This is a genomic window from Clostridia bacterium (assembly GCA_012840125.1).
Classification (GTDB): domain Bacteria; phylum Bacillota; class DULZ01; order DULZ01; family DULZ01; genus DULZ01.
On sequence record DULZ01000042.1, the window covers coordinates 29,170 to 49,170 of the forward strand.

Genomic DNA, 20,001 nt, shown 5'->3' on the forward strand with positions numbered 1-20,001 from the left:
CTAAGGCGGTGGAATAATAAGCCAAGGGTGTGTCCGACGTGAAGAAGCCTAAGAAGATCCGGCGGGAAGCGGCCCGGGAACCCTACGAAGGCAACCGGCATGAGGAGCAAATAGCGGATCTCGAGTTGTGGCCTGATCTGGATCATAATATCGCCGTGCTGAAGGGCCGGCTGGGGGGCAGCCCCGACATCATCTTTCATGAATTGCTCATCGGGTTGGATGAAATCCGGGCCTGCCTGGTTTATACCGACGGTTTGATTGACCGGACCGTCGTCACCCAGGACATCATGGGTGCTCTCCAACTGGGGATTCCCCTCTTGGAAGCGGAAACGGGCCGCTCGATGCTGCTGGAGGATTTAATCAAAAGACTGAAAACCAGGGCCATCCAAAGCGGTGAAATCAAAAAAGAAAAGCGGGTTAAAGATTTAATCGGCGCTGCTCTGGGCGGCGGGGTGGTGCTCCTGGTGGAAGGCTGTGCCGAGGCCCTGATCATCAGTGCACCCGGTTGGCCCAGCCGCGGCATCGACGAACCCAGTACCGAAGTCCTCATCCGGGGACCCAGGGACGGTTTCAGTGAAACCCTGCGCTCAAACACGGCTCTATTAAGGCGCCGCATCAAAGACCCGGGGCTCAGGATCGAAAGCCTGAAGCTGGGGGAGCGTTCCCAAACGGAAGTAGCCATCTGCTATATCTATGATATCGTCAGCCTGGACGTGCTGGAGGAAGTGCGGAAAAGACTTAGCAAAATCAATATTGACGCCATTTTGGAAGGCGGCTATGTGGAACAGCTCATCCAAGACAGCTACTGGTCTCCCTTTCCCCAGGTCCAGTACACGGAAAGGCCCGACAAGGCCGCGGCGGCGGTGCTGGAAGGCCGGGTGGTGATCCTGGTAGACACTACGCCTTTCGCTTTAATTGTCCCGGCCACCTTTGTCCAGTTTTTCCAGAGCCCGGAGGATTATTACGAGCGCTGGATCATCGGCTCCTTGACCAGGGTAACCCGGTATATCGCTTCTTACATGGCGGTCTTTATTCCCGGTTTGTACGTGGCGGCGGTGGCTTACCATCCCGGGTTGATCCCCATTAAACTGGGGCTGGCCATTGCCGCCTCCAGGGAAGGGGTGCCGTTTCCCATCTTTGTGGAAGTGCTGCTGATGGAGGCCGCTTTTGAATTCCTGCGGGAAGCAGGTGCCAGGCTTCCCAAGGCCATCGGCCAGACCATCGGCATTGTGGGCGGTCTCATTATCGGCGATGCGGCGGTGCGGGCCAACATCACCAGCCCCATTTTGGTGATCATGGTGGCGACCACCGCCATCGCCTCCTTTGCCATTCCTTCCTACAGCCTGGGGATCGGTTTTAGAATGCTGCGCTTTCCGGCGATTATCCTGGCAGGGGTGCTCGGTATATACGGGGTAGTCCTGTCATTCATCCTGATCAACATCCACATGGTGACCCTGAAAAGCTTCGGCATAAATTATTTGTCGCCCTTTACCCCTTTCCTGTTCAGCGACTGGAAAGATTTGGTGATCCGTATGCCCTGGCGCACTTTCATCAAGCGGCCCGTTTACACTAAACCCCAGGATTTGGTGCGCCAGCAAGTGAACCCGCAAGAGGGTGATGCAAATGAAAGCGACGGCAATTAAAGATGTGCTTACCAGCAGGCAGCTGCTGGTGATCCTGACCACGGTGACCATGGCCATGAATAGTTTTACCGCACCCAGAACCGTAGCTCAACAGGCCGGCCGGGACGGGTGGCTGTCCATGATCCTGGCCGGCGTGTGGAGCATGCTGGTGGCGGTGACGGCAGTGCGGCTGGCAAGTCTTTTCCCCCGCCAGTCGCCCAATGGGTGGATCCCGCAGCTTTTGGGACAATGGGTGGGGAAATTGTTTATTTCCTTCTACATCCTCTTTGTTCTCCTGTCGGCAGCCTGGACCCTGCGGGTGTTTTCCGATGTCCTGAGAATATACTTACTGCCCAGCACCCCCGCGGAAGTCGTCATCTTTTCCTTGCTGTTGTGCGTGCTCTATGTGGCCAGCTACGGGATCAATCCCATGGCGCGGGTGACTGATATCCTTTTTCTGGTTGGAATAGTCCCGGGATCAATTTTAATAGTTGCCTTTCAAACGGATAAGAATCTGGGAGAACTGCTGCCGGTGATGGCGGAGGGTTTCCTGCCGGTGGTGCAGGGTATCATGCCCGCCCTGCCTCTTTATCATGGTTGGATGACCGCTATTTACTTGGTGCAGTTCATGGATACCCCTAAGGAAGCCACCCGCGCCGTGGCCGTGGCCCTGGCCGCGCTGGCACTGTTTTTTACCTCGGGTTACGTTTTGGCTATTGCTACCTTTGGCCCTTTGGAACTACAATACTTGTTGTACCCGGTGGTGGAACTGGTGCGGGAAATGGAAGGGATCAAAGGTTTCATTGAAAAGCTGGATTTGCTGTTTCTCATTGCCTTTATCATCGGTAGTTTTGTTTCGGTGACCTTTACATACTACGTGTCTGCTCTGGCCGCCTCCCAGTTCTTCAAGCTGCGGGATCATCGTCCCCTGCTCTTCTGCCTGTTACCCCTGCTTTATTTCCTGGCCCTGTTGCCCAGCTGCTACAAGGCGGCGGAACAGCTGGGAGAATGGGTCAGCTACGGCGGTTTGGCTCTGGACCTGCTCGTTGTCGCCCTGGTAGTCCTAGCCTGGTACAAGATGCGAAAAGGAGGCTTGGGCACCCATGGGGAGTAAGGAAAAACGGGTATGGCTCCTCCTGCCGGTGGTGCTCCTGTCCATGGTCTCCGCGGGCTGCTGGGATTTGTGGGAACTGGAAGAGCGGGGGTTGGTGCTGGCGGTGGGCATCGAGGAACTGCCCGACGGCCGGCTGCAAGAAACCACCGGAGTGGAAAACCAATTGTTGGGCAATATTTCCGACCGGGTGATCGAAGTTACCTACCAGTTTGCCATTCCCGGCGACTTCAGCGGGCAAGAAGGAAACGGTGGCCCGAGTTACTATAATATGACCACCACTACTTTGAACTCGGAGATTATAGTGAGGGGCTTGGCGGGCACCAGGAGCAGCCGCCGGGGGGACCTGACGCACTTGCAGGTGATGGTCTTGGGGCAGGAGGTGGCCAAGGGTGGGATCTATCCCGTTTTGGAACGGTTTATCCGGGATCCGGAAGTGCGGAAGCAGGTTATTGTGCTGGTCACGGAAGGGGACGTGAAAGAAGTGCTGGAGGTTACCAACCAGCAGGAACGCCTGCCGGCCCTGTACCTGACGGCATTGATGGAAAACAGTTCCCATATGCAGCGGATCCCGCCGGAGGTTTCCCTCATGAAGGTCTTTCGCTATATTTTGGAGGACAGCGTCTATGTCATTCCCAAGGTGACCCCGGGAAAAATCGATTCAAAACTGGCGGGCGGCGGCATCTTTCATGGAGACCGGCTGGTGGGCTGGTTGGGGGAGATGGAGACGGTCATTTACCGCTGGATCACCAACCAGATGACCTCATCTCCCATTGTGACGGCATCTCCCTTGAGTCCCAGTTACAAGCTGGTGGATGGCTACCTGGCGGAGCGTTCCAAGACCGTGGTTCGCCCGGTGATCCGGGACGGAACCATTAAATTCATCCTGAACATCAGGACCGAGGGAAGTCTTTTGGAGCGGCAATTGGCCGAAGAGCTGTGGAATGATCAGGTCTTGGCCTCCATCAGGCGGGATTTGGCCGCTGAGCTGGCCGGGAACATCGAGCTGCTGATCAAGAAAGCCCAGGAAGAGTGGCGTTTAGATATTTTCGGCTTTGGGCGCTGCGTGGAACAGCATTATCCCCGGGTCTGGGCGGAGATCAAGGACCGGTGGCATGATACTTACTTCCCCGCGGCGGAGTTCGAGGTCGATGTGGACATTACCATAACCAGAACGGGTATCGTGAGTTAGGAGGCTGTGGATGGGTGGTCTAAACATTTTCGAGATGGCCCATGTATTAAGCTTGGTCTTTAGCGGCTGGTGGCTGCTGGTTACCTGGTTCATGGGTGTCTGGTCCCTGGTGGTGATCAACCCGGCTTTACAGCAGAGGGGATTGATCCGGGAAGCGGAACTGGCCTTCTTCGGCGGCTGGTTTTGGATTGGGTGCGGCCTGTTAACCTTTGCCCTTTCCTATATTTTCGTCAGGTATTTTTGAAGGAGAAAAGGATACGAGACCAGAAATAAAGGTAAGGAAACCGGAGGAAACAGGTGGGTAAAGATGAAATTGATTGTTGGTTTAGGGAATCCCGGTATCAGGTACGAGACCACGAAGCACAACGTCGGGTTTATGGTGGCCGACCTGATCGGGGATAAGTTGGGCCTTCATTTCAAAGCCTCTAAACATGAGGCTTTAGTAGCGGAAGGTCATTACCAGGGTCGCAAGATAGTGCTGGCCAAGCCGTTGACATACATGAATCTTTCCGGCCGGGCCGTCTTTTCCCTGGTTAACTGGTATAAAATAAATCTGCAAGATATTGTGATTGTCTACGATGATATGGACCTGGAAGTGGGGCGGATCAGAATTCGCGGCCAGGGCAGTGCCGGCGGCCAGAAGGGGATGGCATCGATTATTCAGGCCTTAGGCACGGATAACTTGCGGCGGGTGCGCATCGGCATCGGCCGCCCGCCCGCCGGCTGGAGTGCCGCGGACCATGTTTTGAGCCCTTTTTCCGAAGCGGAATGGGCGGTCATGCAGGAAGTGCTGCCCCGGGCGGCGGAGGCGGCCTTGGCCTTGACCTGCGAGGCATTAGAACAAGTGATGAATGCCTATAATAGATAATGGGAGATCAAACACTGGCTCGGAAAAGAGGTGTGGCCTTATTTATATCCTGGCAGGCGCAGTGGCGGCCTGTTTAGCCTGGCTTCTTAATCGTTTCCTGTACGGGCGCTTCGGTTCCTCCGTGGTGGGCACCATGGTTCCGGTGCTTGAGGAGCTCTTGAAGACGGGACTGGCTGTCCTGTGCCGCACTTCCATCATCGGTACCCACGGCGTGTTTGGTATGGTGGAGTTTGTTTGGGATTTCTCAAACCCGGGTACCGGCCACTGGCTGCCTGCCCTGGCGGGGCTGTTGTCCCATTTGTTGTACGGCTTTCTCACCTACTGGATTGCTCTCCTGACGAACAATTTAGGCCTGGGAGTACTGGTGGCGGCAGTGGTGCACATGGCTTGGAACAGGCTCATGCTGCGGCTGGACAGTTGACCCGGTATCAATCATGAAAAGAATTTATGGGGGTTCATATGAGCTTTACAAGTTTACTTGAAATTCTGACAGATCACGGACAATTTAAGGATATGGCAAGACACCTGTCCCGGGCTGAGGCGAAACTGGCGGTGTTCGGCCTCACCGACGGGTTGAAGCCTTATTGGTGGAGCGCTTTGGCTGTTTCCGGCCAAAGCCAATGCCTCATTATCACCCGGGATGAGTTAAGCGCCAAAGGCATTGCCAAGGACCTGGCCCTGTTTGTCCCGGCAGAGGAGATCTTGTTGTTTTACGGGCAGGAATTCGTGCCGTACCAGGTTTTTGCCAAGGGCAGGGAGGCTGTGAGCCAGCGGATTAGGACCTTGACGAAACTGGTACTGGAAAAGCCGTCCTTTGTGATTGCCACCCCGGAAGCTTTTTGCCAGAAGCTGATGCCGAATCGGGTTTTTCGCAGCGCATTGTTAACTATTACCAGGGGCCAGTCCTTAGATCGAGACGAACTGGCCCGGCGTTTAGTTGAACTGGGCTATGAGCGGGTGGAATTGGTGGAAGCTCCCGGGCAATTTGCCCTGCGGGGCAGCTTGGTGGATGTTTTCCCGCCGAACCACCTCAAACCGGTGCGGGTTGATTTCTTTGATGAAGAGATAGACTCCCTCCGCTATTTCGATGAGGAAAACCAGCGCACCATCGAGATGATTGCCGAGGTGGTGATCAGCCCGGCGGAGGAAACCCTGTTACCGGCCGGGGGGCAGGAGAAGGCCGTCACGGAATTGAGGGAAAAATGGCAGGAAGCGGTTCGCCGGCTGCAAAAGTTAAAGAAAAAAGCGGCAATTCAGGAATTAAACCAGAAAATGGAGCAGCTGCTGGAGCAGTTGGAACAAGGAATTAAACCGGAGAATCTGGAGCGGTTTCAACCGTTTTTTTATCCTGACCAGGAAACTATTCTTGCCTACTTCTCCACCCCGCCGGTGGTTTTATTGGATGAACCGCAGGTATTGTGGGACAAGTGGCTCCATTACGAGCAAGAACGAGGCGAGGCTTTTGTGGAGCTCCTGGAAACGGGCAAGGTGTTACCCGGGCAGGAAAAGCTTTACGCGGAAACGGAAGCGATTAAGGGGATTTTGGCCCGCCACCGGGTGGTGGCTTTCGCCTCCCTGCCGCAAAAACTGGAACTCGTAAACCCGGAAGGTATCGTGCACGTGCAAGCAAAAACGATGCATCCCTTTCTGGGTAAAATAGACCTCTTTAGAGATGACGTGGCCCATTGGAAAGGACAGCACTACTCCGTGGTGCTGGTGGTCGGCTCCCGGGAGCAAGGGGAACAGCTTAAGGAACTGCTTATGGAACACGGCATCGAAGGGGTAATCAAGGATGAGTTAACGACCCGGGTTTATCCGGGCCAGGTGGTAATCCTGGTGGGCCACTGGCGGCAGGGATTTGACTATCCGGCTTTAAAACTGGCTGTCATCACCGAAAAGGAGATTTTCGGGCAGAGGACTTCCTCCCGCCGTTCGCGGGCTTCATCCCAAGCCGGGGTGAAAATCAGCAGCCTCACCGATCTCCAGGAAGGGGATTATGTGGTCCACACCCAGCACGGCATCGGCCGCTATTTAGGCGTGCAGCGGTTGGAGGTGGGAGGTGTCTACCGGGATTACCTGCACATCCAGTACCGCGGGGCGGACCGGCTGTACGTGCCCATTGACCAGATTGACTTGATCCAGAAATATATCGGAGCGGAAGGGCAGCCACCCCGTTTGAATAAACTGGGGGGTTCTGAATGGACCCGGGTCAAGAACCGGGTGAAGGCCTCCGTCCGCGATATGGCGGAGGAGTTGATTAAACTCTATGCGGCCAGGGAAACGGCTATCGGTCATGCCTTTTCCCCGGATTCGCCCTGGCAGCAGGAATTCGAAAGCCAGTTTCCCTATACGGAGACCCCGGATCAGCTGCGGGCCATTGATGAAGTAAAGAGGGATATGGAAAAACCCAAGCCCATGGACCGGCTCCTCTGCGGTGATGTGGGGTACGGGAAAACGGAAGTGGCTTTGCGAGCTGCTTTCAAGGCGGTCAGTGACGGGAAGCAGGTGGCGGTGCTGGTACCCACCACTGTTCTGGCCCAGCAGCATTATCATACTTTCCGGGAGCGGATGGCTTCTTTTCCGGTCACCATCGGGTTGCTCAGCCGTTTTCGCACCCCGAAAGAACAGGCGGAAGTGATCAGGGGCCTTAAAAACGGTGCGGTGGACATCGTCATCGGCACCCATCGCTTGCTTTCCCCGGACGTCAGTTTTAAGGATTTGGGGCTTTTGATCATCGACGAGGAGCAGCGGTTCGGTGTAGCCCATAAGGAAAAGCTGAAGCAACTAAGGCAAAACATCGATGTCCTGACCTTGACGGCCACGCCGATTCCCAGGACCCTGCATATGGCTTTATCCGGGGTGCGGGATATGAGTATCATCGATACTCCGCCGGAAGACCGGTACCCGGTGCAGACTTACGTGGTGGAGTACCACCCGGAATTGATCAGGAATGCCATCCGGCGGGAGTTGGGGCGCGGCGGGCAGGTATACTATATCCATAACCGGATCATGGACTTGGAAAAGGTGGCCGTAGAAGTAAAAGAGCTGGTGCCGGAAGCCAGGGTGGCCCTGGCCCACGGGCAGATGAAAGAAAACGAACTGGAAGATGTGATGCTGGCCTTTGTCGAAGGGGAATATGATGTGCTGGTTTCCACCACTATTATTGAAAACGGCCTGGACATTCCCAACGTCAATACTCTCATTGTCAATAACGCGGATCACCTGGGGTTAGCCCAGCTGTACCAGCTCCGGGGCCGGGTGGGGCGTTCCAACCGGCTGGCCTACGCCTACTTTACTTTTGAGCCGAACAAAGTGGTCAACCAGGTGGCGCAGAAACGGTTGAATGCGATTAAAGAATTTACCGAGTTTGGTTCCGGTTTCAAGATCGCCATGCGAGACTTGGAAATCCGCGGGGCGGGGAACCTTTTAGGCCCGGAGCAGCACGGCCAGATCTTGGCCGTGGGATTTGAAATGTACTGCCGCCTTTTGGAAGAGGCCATTGAAGCAGCCAAAGGGATAAAAGCGGTTGAGAAAAAAGAAGAAAAGGAAATGGCTGCCATCGAATTGGCTGTCAGTGCCTACCTGCCCGACGATTACATCAGCCAGTCCGGCTTTAAGATGGAGATGTACCGCCGCTTGGCCGACGCCAGGACGGTGACGGAAGTGGATGAAGTGGACGAGGAACTCTTCGACCGGTTCGGGGAGCTGCCCCCGCCGGCCAGGCATCTCCTGCGGATTGCCACCCTGCGGGTGATGGCGACGGAACTGGGCATCAAGAGAATAGGACAAACCGCCCAGGAAGTTATCATCGAAGCTTCCCCCGCTTTCCCGTTAAAGGGAGAAAAGTTGATCCTGCTGGCTCAGGCTTTCCCGCGCAAACTCAGCTTTTCCACCGCCGGCGGCTTGACCATCAAGTTTAAGACCGGCGAGCTGCAGGAAGAGGGCTTGCTGGAAGGGCTGGAAAGACTTTTAAACGAGATGAAAAACCTTGCGTCCCCAGCGGCAGGTTGATATAATGGGCATGTCTGAGTTGACCCAATTGAGGAAGGTAGTGATCATGTGAGAAAAATGTCCCGAAGAGCCCTTGGGGGGATGCTGGTTTTTCTGGTGCTGGCCGTAGCCTTGGTGGCCGGCGGGTGCCGCAGCGAAAAGGCGGAAGTGGTAGCTGAGGTCAACGGCACGAAAGTGACCAGGGAACAGCTGGATCAAAGAGTCCAGCAGTACAAAACCATGTTTGAACTACAGGGCTTCCGGTTCGACGGGGATGAAGGAAAGGAAATGCTGGCGCTGTTAGAGCGGGAAAGCTTAAACCAAATCATCCTGGAGACTCTATTATTAGATGAAGCAAAGAAACAAAACATCTCCGTAACCAAAGAAGACATCCAGGCCAGTTACGATGAATTGGTGGCCCCGTACGGAGAACAAGCTTTCAAGGAATTGCTCAAACAGCAAAATCTCACCGAAAAACAGCTTAAAGCAGACATCGAGCTGATGCTCTTGCAGGACCGGTTGTTTGAGAAGGTCACCGGAGGGATCACGGTGGGGGAGGACCAGGTCAAAGAGTATTATGAGGCCCATAAGGAAGACCTGGTACAGTACCGGGCCAGCCATATTCTGATTAGGCCTGACCAGGAAGCCGAGGACCAGGAAGAAGCCAACCGGCAGGCCAAGGCTAAAGCGGAAGCCTTAATCAAGGAATTAAACCAAGGGGCTGATTTTGCCGAGCTGGCGAAAGAAAATTCAGCCGACGGGTCCGCGGCTAACGGCGGCGATTTAGGCCAGTATTTCACCCGGGCTGAGAGCCCCTACATCACCGAATTTACGGAAGCAGCCGTCAGCCTTAAGGTGGGAGAATACACCCAAGAACCGGTGGAAACCGTCTTCGGCTATCATATTATCAAACTGACGGACAAGAAAGAGAGCTTTGAAGAGTTAAAGGACGACCTTCTGGCTCGCCTGGAAAAAGAGGAAAAGAACAGGGCCTTTGATGACTACTTTGCCAAGGTCAGGGAAGAGGCGAATATTATCAATTACCTGGAAGAAGATAGCTCCGAATAACCCGCAACGGCGGGTTATTTTATTTTACCGGGGCAGTGCATAATTGTACCTGGAAAAGAGAATTATAGTATTACTTCATAAAACAACAACTCGGGGGATGACGCTGGAACAGGACGAGCTTTAAGTTTTTTAAAGGGACAGTGGAAAAAAATGAATAATTAGCCTCATGCCCATATATACTAGGATTGAAAACTCCTAGAAATCAGGCCAAAGGAGGGATAACGCGGGAATGAAGGCGACAGGTATTGTACGACGGATAGATGATTTGGGCCGAGTAGTGATCCCGAAAGAGATACGGAGAACACTTCGGATCCGGGAAGGGGACCCCCTGGAGATCTTTGTGGACCGGGAAGGGGAAGTCATTTTAAAGAAATATTCGCCCATTGGTGAACTAGGCGATTTTGCTAAAGAATATGCGGATTCATTGCACGAAGCCATTGGCCATATAGCTTGCATTACGGACCGTGACACCATCGTCGCGGTAGCCGGTGCGCCCAAGAAAGAGTTTTTGAATAAACCGATTGGTCAAGCGGTGGAGAAAGTCATTGAAGAGCGCAAGTCAGTCATTATCAATGATCCTGGTCAGCACAACCTCTGCAAGACCTGCATTACCGCCGATCAAGAAAACTGCCCCTTTACAGCGGAGGTGATTGCCCCGATTATTGCCGAAGGGGATCCCATCGGCGCGGTAATTCTCCTTTCCAAAGATCCCAATGTGACCATGGGAGAAATGGAACTGAAACTGGCGGAGACCGCAGCGGGATTTTTGGCAAAACAGATGGAGCAGTAAGGCGAGGCGTCAACGACGCCTTTTTTCATTCTAATTCCAAAGGAGCTTGTATATGCTTATACCAGGCAAAGTTCCGTTGGAAGGGTGTTATGATGGCCGGAGGAAAATTTTTTAAGGGGACCGTGCTGCTGGCCCTGGCCGGGTTCTTCACCAAGCTCATCGGGGCCGTGTACCGGATACCGCTGGCGCGCCTGTTGGGTGCCGAAGGCATGGGGTTGTACCAGATGGCTTATCCCGTCTACACCATGCTCTGGGCTTTATCGGCGGCGGGAGTGCCGGTGGCCGTCTCCCTTTTGGTAGCAGATCAATTATCCGGTTCTAACCGCGCCGGCGTCAAGCGGGTCTTAACCAGTGTCCTGGTAATCATGTCCCTTACCGGCGCTCTCTTTTCCTTCCTGGTTTACCGCGGGGCGGCTTTTTTTGCCCAGGCGGTGCTCCATGAGCCCAGAGCCTACTTTGCCATTGTGGCCATTTCACCCGCCGTGTTCTTTGCCTCCCTGTCCGCCGTCCTGCGGGGCTATTTTCAAGGCTTTCAAGAAATGGGACCCACCGCCTCCTCCCAGGTGGTTGAGCAGTTGGTCAGGGTAGTGACGGTACTGGCGCTGGTGTATTATCTCTTGCCCTACGGTTTGGAAATAGCGGCGGCCGGTGCCGCTTTCGGGGCGGTCACCGGCGCCATGGCTTCCTTAGCTTTGTTATATTATGTGTTCAAAAAGTGGCAAGCTAGTCCTTACCGGGCCGGCAGCAGCGGTCTTCCTGGTCCGGCGGAAATAGCCGCGGTGGGAAGGAAACTGGCCCAAACCGCTTTGCCCCTGTCTCTCGGGGGGATCGTGCTGCCGGTGATGCAAGTGGTGGATGCTTCCATCGTTCCCTTGCGGCTGCAGGTTGCAGGGTTGTCGCCCGGCCAGGCCACGGAACAATTCGGCCAGCTGGCGGGGATGGCGGCGACCCTGATTAACTTGCCGGCCATTGTTCCCGTGGCACTGGCCACCAGCCTGGTGCCGGTGATTTATGAAGCTTACGCCGGCCGCCGCTACCGCTGGCTCCAAGCCCGCATCCGCACTGCGGTAAGAATCACAGTTCTGTTAATGATCCCGGCCGCGGTGGGATTATGGGTGCTGGCGTATCCCATCTGCGGCCTGCTGTATGACTTGCCCGCCGTGGGACGTCCCCTCAGGTTTTTGGCCCCCGGGGTCCTGGCGTTTGGTTTATACCAGGTCTGTGCCGGTGTCCTGCAGGGGCTGGGCAAAACCTACTTGCCGGCGGTGCACCTGGGGGTGGGGGTCCTGGTGAAGAGCTACTTGAGCTATTGGCTGGTGACCTGGCCTTACCTGGGCATTAACGGGGCCGCCCTGGCGACGGTCACGGGTTTTAGCGTAGCTTTTTGGCTCAATTACCGGGCCCTGAGCAGGCTTGCCGGTTTCCGGTTCCCCTGGGCTTTTATCGGCAAACCTGCTCTTGCTGCAGGTATCATGGCCATTGTAGTATACTGGATCTATACGGGAACAGCACCCCTGGTGGGAAACAATGTGGCTACGCCGGTGTGCGTAGTCGCCGGGGCGGTTACTTACGGGGCGGGGCTGCTGGTGCTTGGTGCCGTGGAGGCCGCCGACCTGGAACAATTGCATGGAGGCCCTTTTATGGGTAAAATAATTAGAGCTTTGCAAAAACTGCGCCTATTACGGTAGCAGCAGGCGATGATGAAGTTATTTGCACGGTGCGTGTATAGTTGGCCGGATTGTGGAACAAATTAGTAAAGGAAGGGAACCTTATGGCTAGTGCTTACCCGTTAGATCCCCTGGTACAGATCATGCAGGAACTGCGAGGGCCTCAGGGCTGTCCTTGGGACAAAGAACAGACCCATGAAAGCCTGAAACGGTATCTGGTCGAGGAAACCTATGAGGTAATTGAAGCCATTGAAATGGCGGACATGCATAAACTGCGAGAGGAGTTGGGAGATCTATTACTGCAGATTGTTTTTCATGCCCAGTTGGCCAGTGAAAAGGCAGCCTTTGACATGAACGATGTGGTGGCTGCCATCGTCCACAAGATGCGGGCCAGGCATCCCCACGTGTTTGGGCAGGAAAAAGTGGAGTCCGCCGCTCAGGTGCTTGATAACTGGGAGAACATCAAGGACAAGGAAAAGGCGAAGGCAGGTAACCGGAAAACCCTGATGGATGTGCCGCGGGGACTGCCGGCCTTGCTGCGGGCGGAGAAAATCCAAGCCAGAGCGGCGCGGGTAGGTTTTGACTGGCCTGATGTGCAGGGTGCCTGGGAGAAAGTGCAAGAAGAGCAAGAGGAGCTGTTGGCGGCGCTGGAAAAGGGACAGGCCGAGGAGATCCGGGATGAATTCGGGGATCTATTGTTTGCGCTGGTCAATGTGGCCAGGTTCCTGCAGGTGGACCCGGAAGAGGCATTGAGCAGGACGGTGGACAAGTTCATGCAAAGATTTCGGAAGATGGAAGAAATGGCGGCTGCCCGGGGTGTGGATTTAAACCAATTGGATCTGGCCGGGCTGGACAAGCTCTGGGATGAGGCGAAAAAACAAGAAAAATAAATGGCAAAACTTATGGTAAAATCGGGATTCAGGCAGGAATTCCGGGGACTTTAGCGAATTAGCTAACACGGTATTTATTATTACCTTTAGGAGGGATCTTGTTGAACAAGGCTGATCTTGTCAATGCGGTGGCTGAAAAAGCTGAATTAACTAAAAAGGACGCTGAAAAGGCTGTCAATGCAGTATTTGCCAGTATCGAAGAAGCTCTGGCCCGTGACGAGAAAGTTCAGTTGGTAGGTTTTGGTACTTTTGAAGTGAGGGACCGGGCCCAGCGCACCGGGAGAAATCCCAAGACAGGTGAAGAAATTGTCATCCCGGCTTCTAAGGTGCCTGCCTTCAAGCCCGGTAAAGCCCTGAAAGAGGCTGTCGATAAGAAGTAGGACCATGCGTCTTGACAAGTGGCTGAAAGTATCCCGGATCATCAAAAGGCGTACGGTAGCGAAAGAAGTCTGTGATGCCGGTAAGATTTTCATCAACGACCGCCCGGCTAAAGCGGGAACGGAAGTGAAGGCAGGGGATGAATTGACCCTGCAGTTCGGGTCCCGTACTATGCGGGTAAGGGTGCTGGCAACTCCGGATACGATCAGTGCCGATCAAGCCCATACATTGTACCAAGAATTGCAGTAGGGTGATATGCCATACATAAAATTGCCCCACCAGGAAAAGCTATTAGTAAATTCCTTGGCTGGGGTGATTTCATTTTATGGAAAAAAACCGGAATAGGGTTGGATTGGCATGGGCCCTTATTCTTATCATGCTTTTTCTTGCCGTAGGGTGCCGGCAGGCAGCCAAAAAACCAGAAGCACCCGATAATAAAATGGGACAAGAACCAGTGATCAGCCTCTACATCCATGAAACAGGCGAAACAAAGCAGATCCCCATTGAGGAGTATTTAGAAGGGGTAGTGGCGGCGGAGATGGATCCCAACTGGCCCGACGAAGCCCTGGCAGCCCAGGCTATCCTGGCCAGGACCTTTACCATGAAGAAAATCGAAGAAGGCGGCGTTAAGGCCCATGGTACTGATGCCTCCACCGATGTGGAAGAATTCCAGGCTTATAACCCGGAAAGAATTAACGACAAAGTGCGCCGCGCCGTGCAGCGCACCAGGGGAGAAGTAGTCACTTACGAAGGGAAATACATCAACGCCTGGTTTCATGCCGACAGCGGTGGGAAAACGGCTGCCTCGGCGGTGGAAGGGCTGGAATTCCGCCGGGAGCCTGCCCCGTATATCAAGAGTGTAGAAGATCCCGGTCATGCCATTACCGTGCCGGAGAATAAGAGCTGGACCGCGACCTTTAGCCCGGAGGAAGTGCGCCAGGCCGTCCGCCAGGCCACCGGTAACGATCCTGGGCCTGTAACCGGCGTGGAAATCGTGAAAAGAGGCCCCTCCGGACGCGTGACCAGCATCAGGGTGAATAATACCACCTTGAGCGGTCCGGCCCTGCGGCTGGCCCTGGGTAGTGAGGTCATGCGTTCCACCTTGCTGGACGACATCGGGGTGGAACAGGGCCAGGTGGTCATCCGGGGCAAGGGCTACGGTCACGGGGTCGGTATGAGCCAGTGGGGCGCCCGGGCCCTGGCGGAACAAGGCAAGAAAGCGGAGGAAATAGTGACCTACTTTTTCCGGGACGTAAAGATCGAAAAACGGTGGTAACCGGCGAAGGATTGCTTCCTCAGTCTTCTGCCTCCGGTGAAACCGGTCACCGGTCTTGGGCAAATCATCAAGGCAAGATAACTCTGGTTGTAAAGCAAAAGGCTAAAGTTGAGCTCTTAACAATGGCGGACCCTGTGGCGACGACGCTGCGGGGTTTTTGCATATTTCCACGGTGTCAGGCATAAGTATTGTTAGAAACCAGGCATACGGCAGGAGGGGAGGCCATGGAAAGCCGTCAACACAGCTTGCACTTGAAAGACCGGAGCAGTCTGACTGCCAGCGGGGTGTCTCATGTAGATAATTATGACGAGCATACGATTACCATGCATACCACTTTGGGAGTTTTGACCATCAAAGGAGAGAATTTAAATATCAGCAACCTAAATCTCAATGAAGGAACTCTGGAGGTAAGCGGCCGGGTGGATGAATTGATTTACTCGGAGCAGCAGGGGAAAAAGGCCAAAGGGATGCTGCAAAGGATCTTTAAATAGGCAGGCGGTGAAGTCCGTGGTACCGGTGTTGGAACAATTCCAATCCTTTTTTTTTACGGTGCTGATAGGGCTGCTTCTCGGGTTTATCGTGGACGGGTACCGCACCTTGGCGAACCGTGTACCCGGCAAATCTGCCCTCCGGATGGCGGGGGATATCCTCCTCTGGGTGTTCTTGGCAGGACTGGTCTTTTTTTTATTGCTCCTCAATAACTGGGGGGAAGTTAGGGCCTATGTGTTGATCGGCATGGCCGTGGGTTTAATGATCTACCGCCGTAAATGTAGTTCCTATGTAGTTCGTTTCTGGCAGACGGTCTTTGTTGCAGCGGGAAAATTATGGAGATTAGCCGTCGCTCTTCTATTGTTCCCTTTTCGTTTCATGCAAAAGATCTTATTTGTGCCCCTGGGGATCGTAAGCATGGGGCTGGATTGGCTCTGGCGATTATGGCGGGGGATCCTGCGCCGCCTGGGTTTGAGCCCACGCCGGTGGCGAGAGAAGATCAAGAAATTGCTGCGCCGGCGAAAATAAGTTTTGGGTACTAGCAGGAACTGCCAAAAGGCCGTAGAAATAGATATGTACAAAATTTGTAGTTAATATATCCACAATTTGTGGATAATCCGTGGATGATATGTGGATAACTAGAGCGGCCGGAGTTGTTACACCAGATGCGCATGGAAATTCGGGGTGTGGAAAAATTAAGCTTTAGGGAACGGCAAGTAGTCGCATTAAAGGAAATGGGCAAGAGCACGGAACAAATCGCGAAACAGTTGGGGTTGAGCACCAGTACCGTAGCGACACTGTACAACCGGGCCAGGAGCAAAGGCTATGAAGTGGTCATCATTATACCCGGAGCAGCCCTTGGCATTACGGATCCGGATGATGAGGAGGCATAAGGCGGCAGTGGCTGGTTTGAAACCTTTGGCACCCTTGACCGGGGATGAAGAGCACGGTTTACCATATCCCCCTGTCATTACCTCGTCCCGCCAAAAAGGGCAGAAGAAAACACGGGCACGCTGGCGCTCCCTGATCGTGCTGGCGGTGGTTTTCTATATCCTGGCCACTTTGGTAGGATTAAAACTGGAGTTGTATCAAGCGGACCGGCAGTTGCTGGAATTACAGCAGCGCAAAGAACAATTGCTGGCTGAACACCAGCAGCTTTTGCAGGACAAGGAAAAACTGAACAGCCCCGCCTACATAGAGAGAAGAGCCAGGGAAGCCTTAGGTTTAATTAAGCCCGGCGAAAAGATCTTAACCCCGGCGAAGCCCGGACAGGTCCTGCCTCTTCAGCTAAAGGGCATTGACGAGATCGGCGATTAGGCGATTCACAGCGTGTTGACAGGGTTTTGGGCATTGGCTATAATGAAGTTACGTATGAATGTTTAGGGGGAGTTTCGCTAGCATGTCCATTGCAGTAGGCAGCATTGTTGAAGGCCGGGTAACAGGGATCACGAGATTCGGGGCTTTTGTGGAGCTTCCGGGAGGTGTTACTGGCCTAGTCCACATTTCCGAAGTAGCCGATGCCTACGTCAAAGATGTCAAGGACTACCTGAAAGAACAAGAGCAGGTTCAGGTCAAAGTCATTAACATTGACGAAAACGGGAAAATCGGTCTTTCCATCAAACAGGCGCGGCCCGATTACGAGCCGAGACCGCACCGGCGCCGTACCAGCGAGTCCTTTGAGGATAAGCTGAGCAAGTTCTTGCGGGACAGCGATGAAAAACTGGCCGATCTCAGGCGGCATACGGACGCCAAGCGAGGGGGCCGCGGCAGTTCAAGAGCGAGATTTTAGCACTATCCACCGGGATAGTGCTTTATTTGATTCCAGGGTAAGAGTGGGGGTAGGTTTGTGTTAGCTTCCATTGATTTGGGTACCAATTCGGCCCGTTTGCTAATCGGGCAAGTAAACCGTCATCGAGTCATAACTGTCCGCCGGCACCGTATCGTGACCAAAATGGGTACCGGCTTAAAGGAAACGGGCCATATTGAACGGGCCGCCCTGGCTCGTACCGCGGCGGCTTTGGAAGAATTCCGGCGGCTTATAGAAGAGCACCAGGCAAGTACCGTGGCCATTGTGGCTACCAGTGCGGCGCGCCGTGCCGCCAACGTGGCGGAACTGGTCCGTGAAGTGGAACGTATCTTTGGGGTAAAACTCAGGATCTTGGATGGACGGGAAGAGGCGATCTTAAGCTTTAAAGGAGCTCTCAGCGTGCTGCCGGCTGGATGGCGGGAAAGAATGCCGGTGGTCATCGACATCGGCGGCGGCAGCACGGAGATTTGCTTCCAGGCAGAAGACGGGCTGCGCGCCTTAAGCCTGGAATTGGGGGCGGTGCGCCTAACGGAGAATCCCATCTCCGCTGCAGCCTTGAGGCAGAAACTTGTACCCCTGCAAGGGATGCTGGCCGGTTGCCAGGCTTTCGTGCTGGTGGGCGTCGGCGGTACGGTGACCAGTCTGGCAGCTATGGAGCAGCGAATGCTCGTCTATGACGAGGAGAAAATCAACGGCTACAGGTTATCTCGCAGCACGGTAGACAAATGGCTGGCCATACTTGCCTCACTGACGTTGGCGGAGAGACAAAAACTGCCCGGTCTTGAACCTGCCAGGGCCGATATTATCGTGGCCGGCACGCAAATCCTGCAAGGGATCATGGACAGCCTGGGGGCGGCAGAGGTCCTGGCCTGCGAAGGAGACCTGCTCCACGGGCTGCTGCTGGAATACCAGCGGCTACAAGGATAGGGCTTGCCGGGTTTTTGCTTCCACGATGCCGTCGTTGGGCAGCCCATGGAGGGTCTGGTAGTATTTCACCGCTAGGGCGGTTAGGGCACCGAACCTCCCGTCAGCAGGCCCCCATAATAATCCTTCCTCTTTTAGTTTAAGCTGCAGGTTTACCACGTCAGGGCCCGTGGCGCCGGTTTTCAAGTCCCGGACTTGATAGCCGGGGAAGAATTGGATTTTCCCTTTGACAATCACCGGTGTGCCGTAGGTAACCCAGGGGTAGATTTCCTCCACGTCCCGGTTGTACATCCGGAAACAGCCGTGGGATGCCTCCCGGCCGATGGACCAGGGTTTGTTGGTCCCGTGAATGCCGTAGATGCCCCAAGGAACGTTCAGCCCTAACCACCTGGTCCCGAAGCCGCCGCCCCAGTTCGTGCTTTTATGAACAATCTTCCACTCCCCCACCGGAGAGGGGGTTTCTTTTTTGCCAATGGCGACAGGGTATTCTTTGTAGATCCCTCCTTGGGAATAAACCGTCAATGTCCTGCGGTCAAGATCAATGACGATTTTCACCGGTCCTTCCGGGGGAGGGGTGCGGCTGGTGACGGTCTTGTCCGTGCCCAAAGCCAGGGTTTGCCAAAACCTGCGGTTGACTACGCCGTTAACCTCTAAGCCGTGATCTCGCTGGAAAGACCGGACGGCTTGATCGGTGGCCTGGTCAAATCTCCCGTCCACGTCCCCGGGGGGATAACCCAGTTCCAGCAGGCGTTCTTCCAGTTCATAGATTTCATAGCTCACCATGGGAGGGTCGGTGAGGTAGTAGTTTTCATTTTCCGCCGTGCAGCCGTAATGGTGCGGCAGCAGGGAGGCAGCTCCCCAAGCAGGCCGTGCCGGGCCGGCAAAGAAGCATAATAACAAGAGCAGGCTGGTGATCCGCCGGTAATGCATAGCTGCTACCTCCAACGAAATCGCCGTTTTTCTTTAGGTTTTCTAATTTAGGTGCATTTATACATGCGGTCCCGCTCCTTTCCCGGACCGGTGCATAAGAAAGCCCGGATGACTACATAATAAAATGTAATTATAGGAGCGGAGGAGTTGGCGTGAAGTGTCAGCTAAGATCATGGCATTAGTGTTGGCTCTTACTTCGGGGATAGCCATGGCCCTGCAGGGCACCCTTAATTCCGCCCTGGCAAAAATCATTGGGCTCTTAGAAGCAACCTTGGTGGTGCATTTAACCGCCACCGTGACCATTTTACTGATGCTTTTCGGCTTCGGTTTGGGCAGCGGGGAACTGGGCAAGTTGAGAGAAGCACCCTGGTATTTGCTTTTAGGAGGGCTGCTGGGTGTGGCCATTACCTATTTGGTAGTGGCCAGCATTCCGAAGGTCGGGGTGGCCCTGGCGACGACGGCCATTATCGTGGGACAGGTGAGCACCGCTTGCCTGGTGGACCACTTGGGTTTGTTCGGTATGGAAAAATACCCGTTTACCTGGCACCGGTTAGCCGGTCTCATCCTTTTGGCCGCCGGCGCCCGGCTCATGTTGAGCAACAGTTGAAAAAAGCCCCTTGACTTTTTGGCAGGAATGAGGCATAATTTAAAAGTGCGAAACAGCATAGTAGAGTATGATGTGTGGCGGTGTAGCTCAGTTGGTTAGAGCATACGGTTCATACCCGTAGTGTCGTAGGTTCGAATCCTACCACCGCTACCATTTTGTGTCTAACGGCAGTTTTTATGTAAATAAGTTTCTAAGAAAATGGCCGTTGACATAAGTCGAAAAACATGCTAGAATAACACTCGTTGACGCCGCGGGAAGCGGCAATAATTGGCGACAAAAAAGGGTTGACGCAAGATAACCCGGCGTGATAGAATAAGGTTTGTCGTCACGAGGAACAGGTCTTTGAAAACTGAACAGTGGAATGGAGCACATGCCTAGCGCTATAGGGCTCG

22 protein-coding genes and 1 tRNA gene are annotated in these 20,001 nt (G+C 54.3%); 22 read left to right on the forward strand and 1 reads right to left on the reverse strand.

Annotation, left to right across the window (positions count from 1 at the left end):
• Positions 1-38: 38 nt before the first annotated feature.
• From GXX34_04910 to GXX34_05005, 20 genes are all read left to right on the forward strand, one after another.
• Positions 39-1,643: a spore germination protein gene (locus GXX34_04910; protein HHW06860.1), complete on the forward strand. Its 1,605-nt coding sequence runs from the start codon at positions 39-41 to the stop codon at positions 1,641-1,643.
• Positions 1,624-2,736 carry an endospore germination permease gene (locus GXX34_04915; protein ID HHW06861.1) on the forward strand — a complete coding sequence of 371 codons (1,113 nt, stop codon included), beginning with the start codon at positions 1,624-1,626 and terminating at the stop codon, positions 2,734-2,736. Before GXX34_04910 ends, GXX34_04915 begins: the two co-directional genes overlap by 20 nt.
• On the forward strand, positions 2,726-3,925 hold the full coding sequence (locus tag GXX34_04920; GenBank protein ID HHW06862.1) for a Ger(x)C family spore germination protein: 1,200 nt from the start codon (positions 2,726-2,728) through the stop codon (positions 3,923-3,925). Before GXX34_04915 ends, GXX34_04920 begins: the two co-directional genes overlap by 11 nt.
• A 10-nt stretch (positions 3,926-3,935) precedes the next feature.
• Positions 3,936-4,169, forward strand: a complete 234-nt coding sequence (locus tag GXX34_04925) for a hypothetical protein (GenBank protein HHW06863.1) — start codon at positions 3,936-3,938, stop codon at positions 4,167-4,169.
• A gap of 63 nt (positions 4,170-4,232) precedes the next feature.
• Positions 4,233-4,793, forward strand: a complete 561-nt coding sequence (locus tag GXX34_04930; GenBank protein HHW06864.1) for an aminoacyl-tRNA hydrolase — start codon at positions 4,233-4,235, stop codon at positions 4,791-4,793.
• 61 nt (positions 4,794-4,854) lie between these two features.
• Entirely contained in the window at positions 4,855-5,214 is a 360-nt protein-coding gene (locus GXX34_04935; GenBank protein ID HHW06865.1) for a hypothetical protein, read from the forward strand.
• 38 nt (positions 5,215-5,252) lie between these two features.
• Positions 5,253-8,804 carry a transcription-repair coupling factor gene (mfd, locus tag GXX34_04940; protein ID HHW06866.1) on the forward strand — a complete coding sequence of 1,184 codons (3,552 nt, stop codon included), beginning with the start codon at positions 5,253-5,255 and terminating at the stop codon, positions 8,802-8,804.
• 57 nt (positions 8,805-8,861) lie between these two features.
• Positions 8,862-9,851: a hypothetical protein gene (locus GXX34_04945; GenBank protein HHW06867.1), complete on the forward strand. Its 990-nt coding sequence runs from the start codon at positions 8,862-8,864 to the stop codon at positions 9,849-9,851.
• 229 nt (positions 9,852-10,080) lie between these two features.
• Entirely contained in the window at positions 10,081-10,641 is a 561-nt protein-coding gene (spoVT, locus tag GXX34_04950) for a stage V sporulation protein T (protein HHW06868.1), read from the forward strand.
• Positions 10,642-10,733: 92 nt separating this feature from the next.
• Positions 10,734-12,329 (forward strand): polysaccharide biosynthesis protein, encoded by a 1,596-nt coding sequence (locus GXX34_04955; protein HHW06869.1) that lies wholly within the window; start codon positions 10,734-10,736, stop codon positions 12,327-12,329.
• An 83-nt stretch (positions 12,330-12,412) separates the two neighbouring features.
• Positions 12,413-13,198 carry a nucleoside triphosphate pyrophosphohydrolase gene (gene mazG / locus GXX34_04960; protein ID HHW06870.1) on the forward strand — a complete coding sequence of 262 codons (786 nt, stop codon included), beginning with the start codon at positions 12,413-12,415 and terminating at the stop codon, positions 13,196-13,198.
• Between the two features lie 101 nt (positions 13,199-13,299).
• Positions 13,300-13,578, forward strand: coding sequence for an HU family DNA-binding protein (locus tag GXX34_04965; protein HHW06871.1), 279 nt, complete (start codon positions 13,300-13,302; stop codon positions 13,576-13,578).
• A gap of 4 nt (positions 13,579-13,582) precedes the next feature.
• A complete protein-coding gene (locus GXX34_04970) occupies positions 13,583-13,825 on the forward strand; it encodes an RNA-binding S4 domain-containing protein (GenBank protein ID HHW06872.1) in 243 nt (80 codons plus the stop codon).
• Between the two features lie 76 nt (positions 13,826-13,901).
• Complete coding sequence (locus tag GXX34_04975; GenBank protein ID HHW06873.1) at positions 13,902-14,852, forward strand: SpoIID/LytB domain-containing protein; 951 nt, start codon at positions 13,902-13,904, stop codon at positions 14,850-14,852.
• 224 nt (positions 14,853-15,076) lie between these two features.
• Positions 15,077-15,343, forward strand: coding sequence for a sporulation protein YabP (gene yabP, locus GXX34_04980; protein ID HHW06874.1), 267 nt, complete (start codon positions 15,077-15,079; stop codon positions 15,341-15,343).
• A 7-nt stretch (positions 15,344-15,350) separates the two neighbouring features.
• The gene (gene yabQ, locus GXX34_04985) at positions 15,351-15,869 is read left to right on the forward strand and encodes a spore cortex biosynthesis protein YabQ (GenBank protein HHW06875.1); all 519 of its coding nucleotides are present in this window, start codon (positions 15,351-15,353) and stop codon (positions 15,867-15,869) included.
• Between the two features lie 137 nt (positions 15,870-16,006).
• Positions 16,007-16,234, forward strand: coding sequence for a sigma-70 family RNA polymerase sigma factor (locus tag GXX34_04990; GenBank protein HHW06876.1), 228 nt, complete (start codon positions 16,007-16,009; stop codon positions 16,232-16,234).
• A gap of 7 nt (positions 16,235-16,241) precedes the next feature.
• Entirely contained in the window at positions 16,242-16,658 is a 417-nt protein-coding gene (locus GXX34_04995) for a septum formation initiator family protein (protein HHW06877.1), read from the forward strand.
• An 82-nt stretch (positions 16,659-16,740) separates the two neighbouring features.
• A complete protein-coding gene (locus GXX34_05000) occupies positions 16,741-17,130 on the forward strand; it encodes a S1 RNA-binding domain-containing protein (GenBank protein ID HHW06878.1) in 390 nt (129 codons plus the stop codon).
• A 57-nt stretch (positions 17,131-17,187) separates the two neighbouring features.
• Complete coding sequence (locus GXX34_05005) at positions 17,188-18,075, forward strand: Ppx/GppA family phosphatase (GenBank protein ID HHW06879.1); 888 nt, start codon at positions 17,188-17,190, stop codon at positions 18,073-18,075.
• Here the strand turns inward: GXX34_05005 and GXX34_05010 are convergent.
• Entirely contained in the window at positions 18,064-19,002 is a 939-nt protein-coding gene (locus GXX34_05010) for a L,D-transpeptidase family protein (GenBank protein ID HHW06880.1), read from the reverse strand. The two genes, GXX34_05005 and GXX34_05010, sit on opposite strands and share 12 nt — an antisense overlap.
• A gap of 172 nt (positions 19,003-19,174) precedes the next feature.
• On the opposite strand from GXX34_05010, the gene GXX34_05015 reads away from it, so the two are divergent.
• Together GXX34_05015 and GXX34_05020 are read left to right on the forward strand one after the other, a co-directional pair.
• Positions 19,175-19,609 (forward strand): DMT family transporter, encoded by a 435-nt coding sequence (locus GXX34_05015; protein ID HHW06881.1) that lies wholly within the window; start codon positions 19,175-19,177, stop codon positions 19,607-19,609.
• Positions 19,610-19,685: 76 nt separating this feature from the next.
• Positions 19,686-19,762, forward strand: a tRNA-Met gene (locus tag GXX34_05020).
• Positions 19,763-20,001 lie beyond the last annotated feature (239 nt).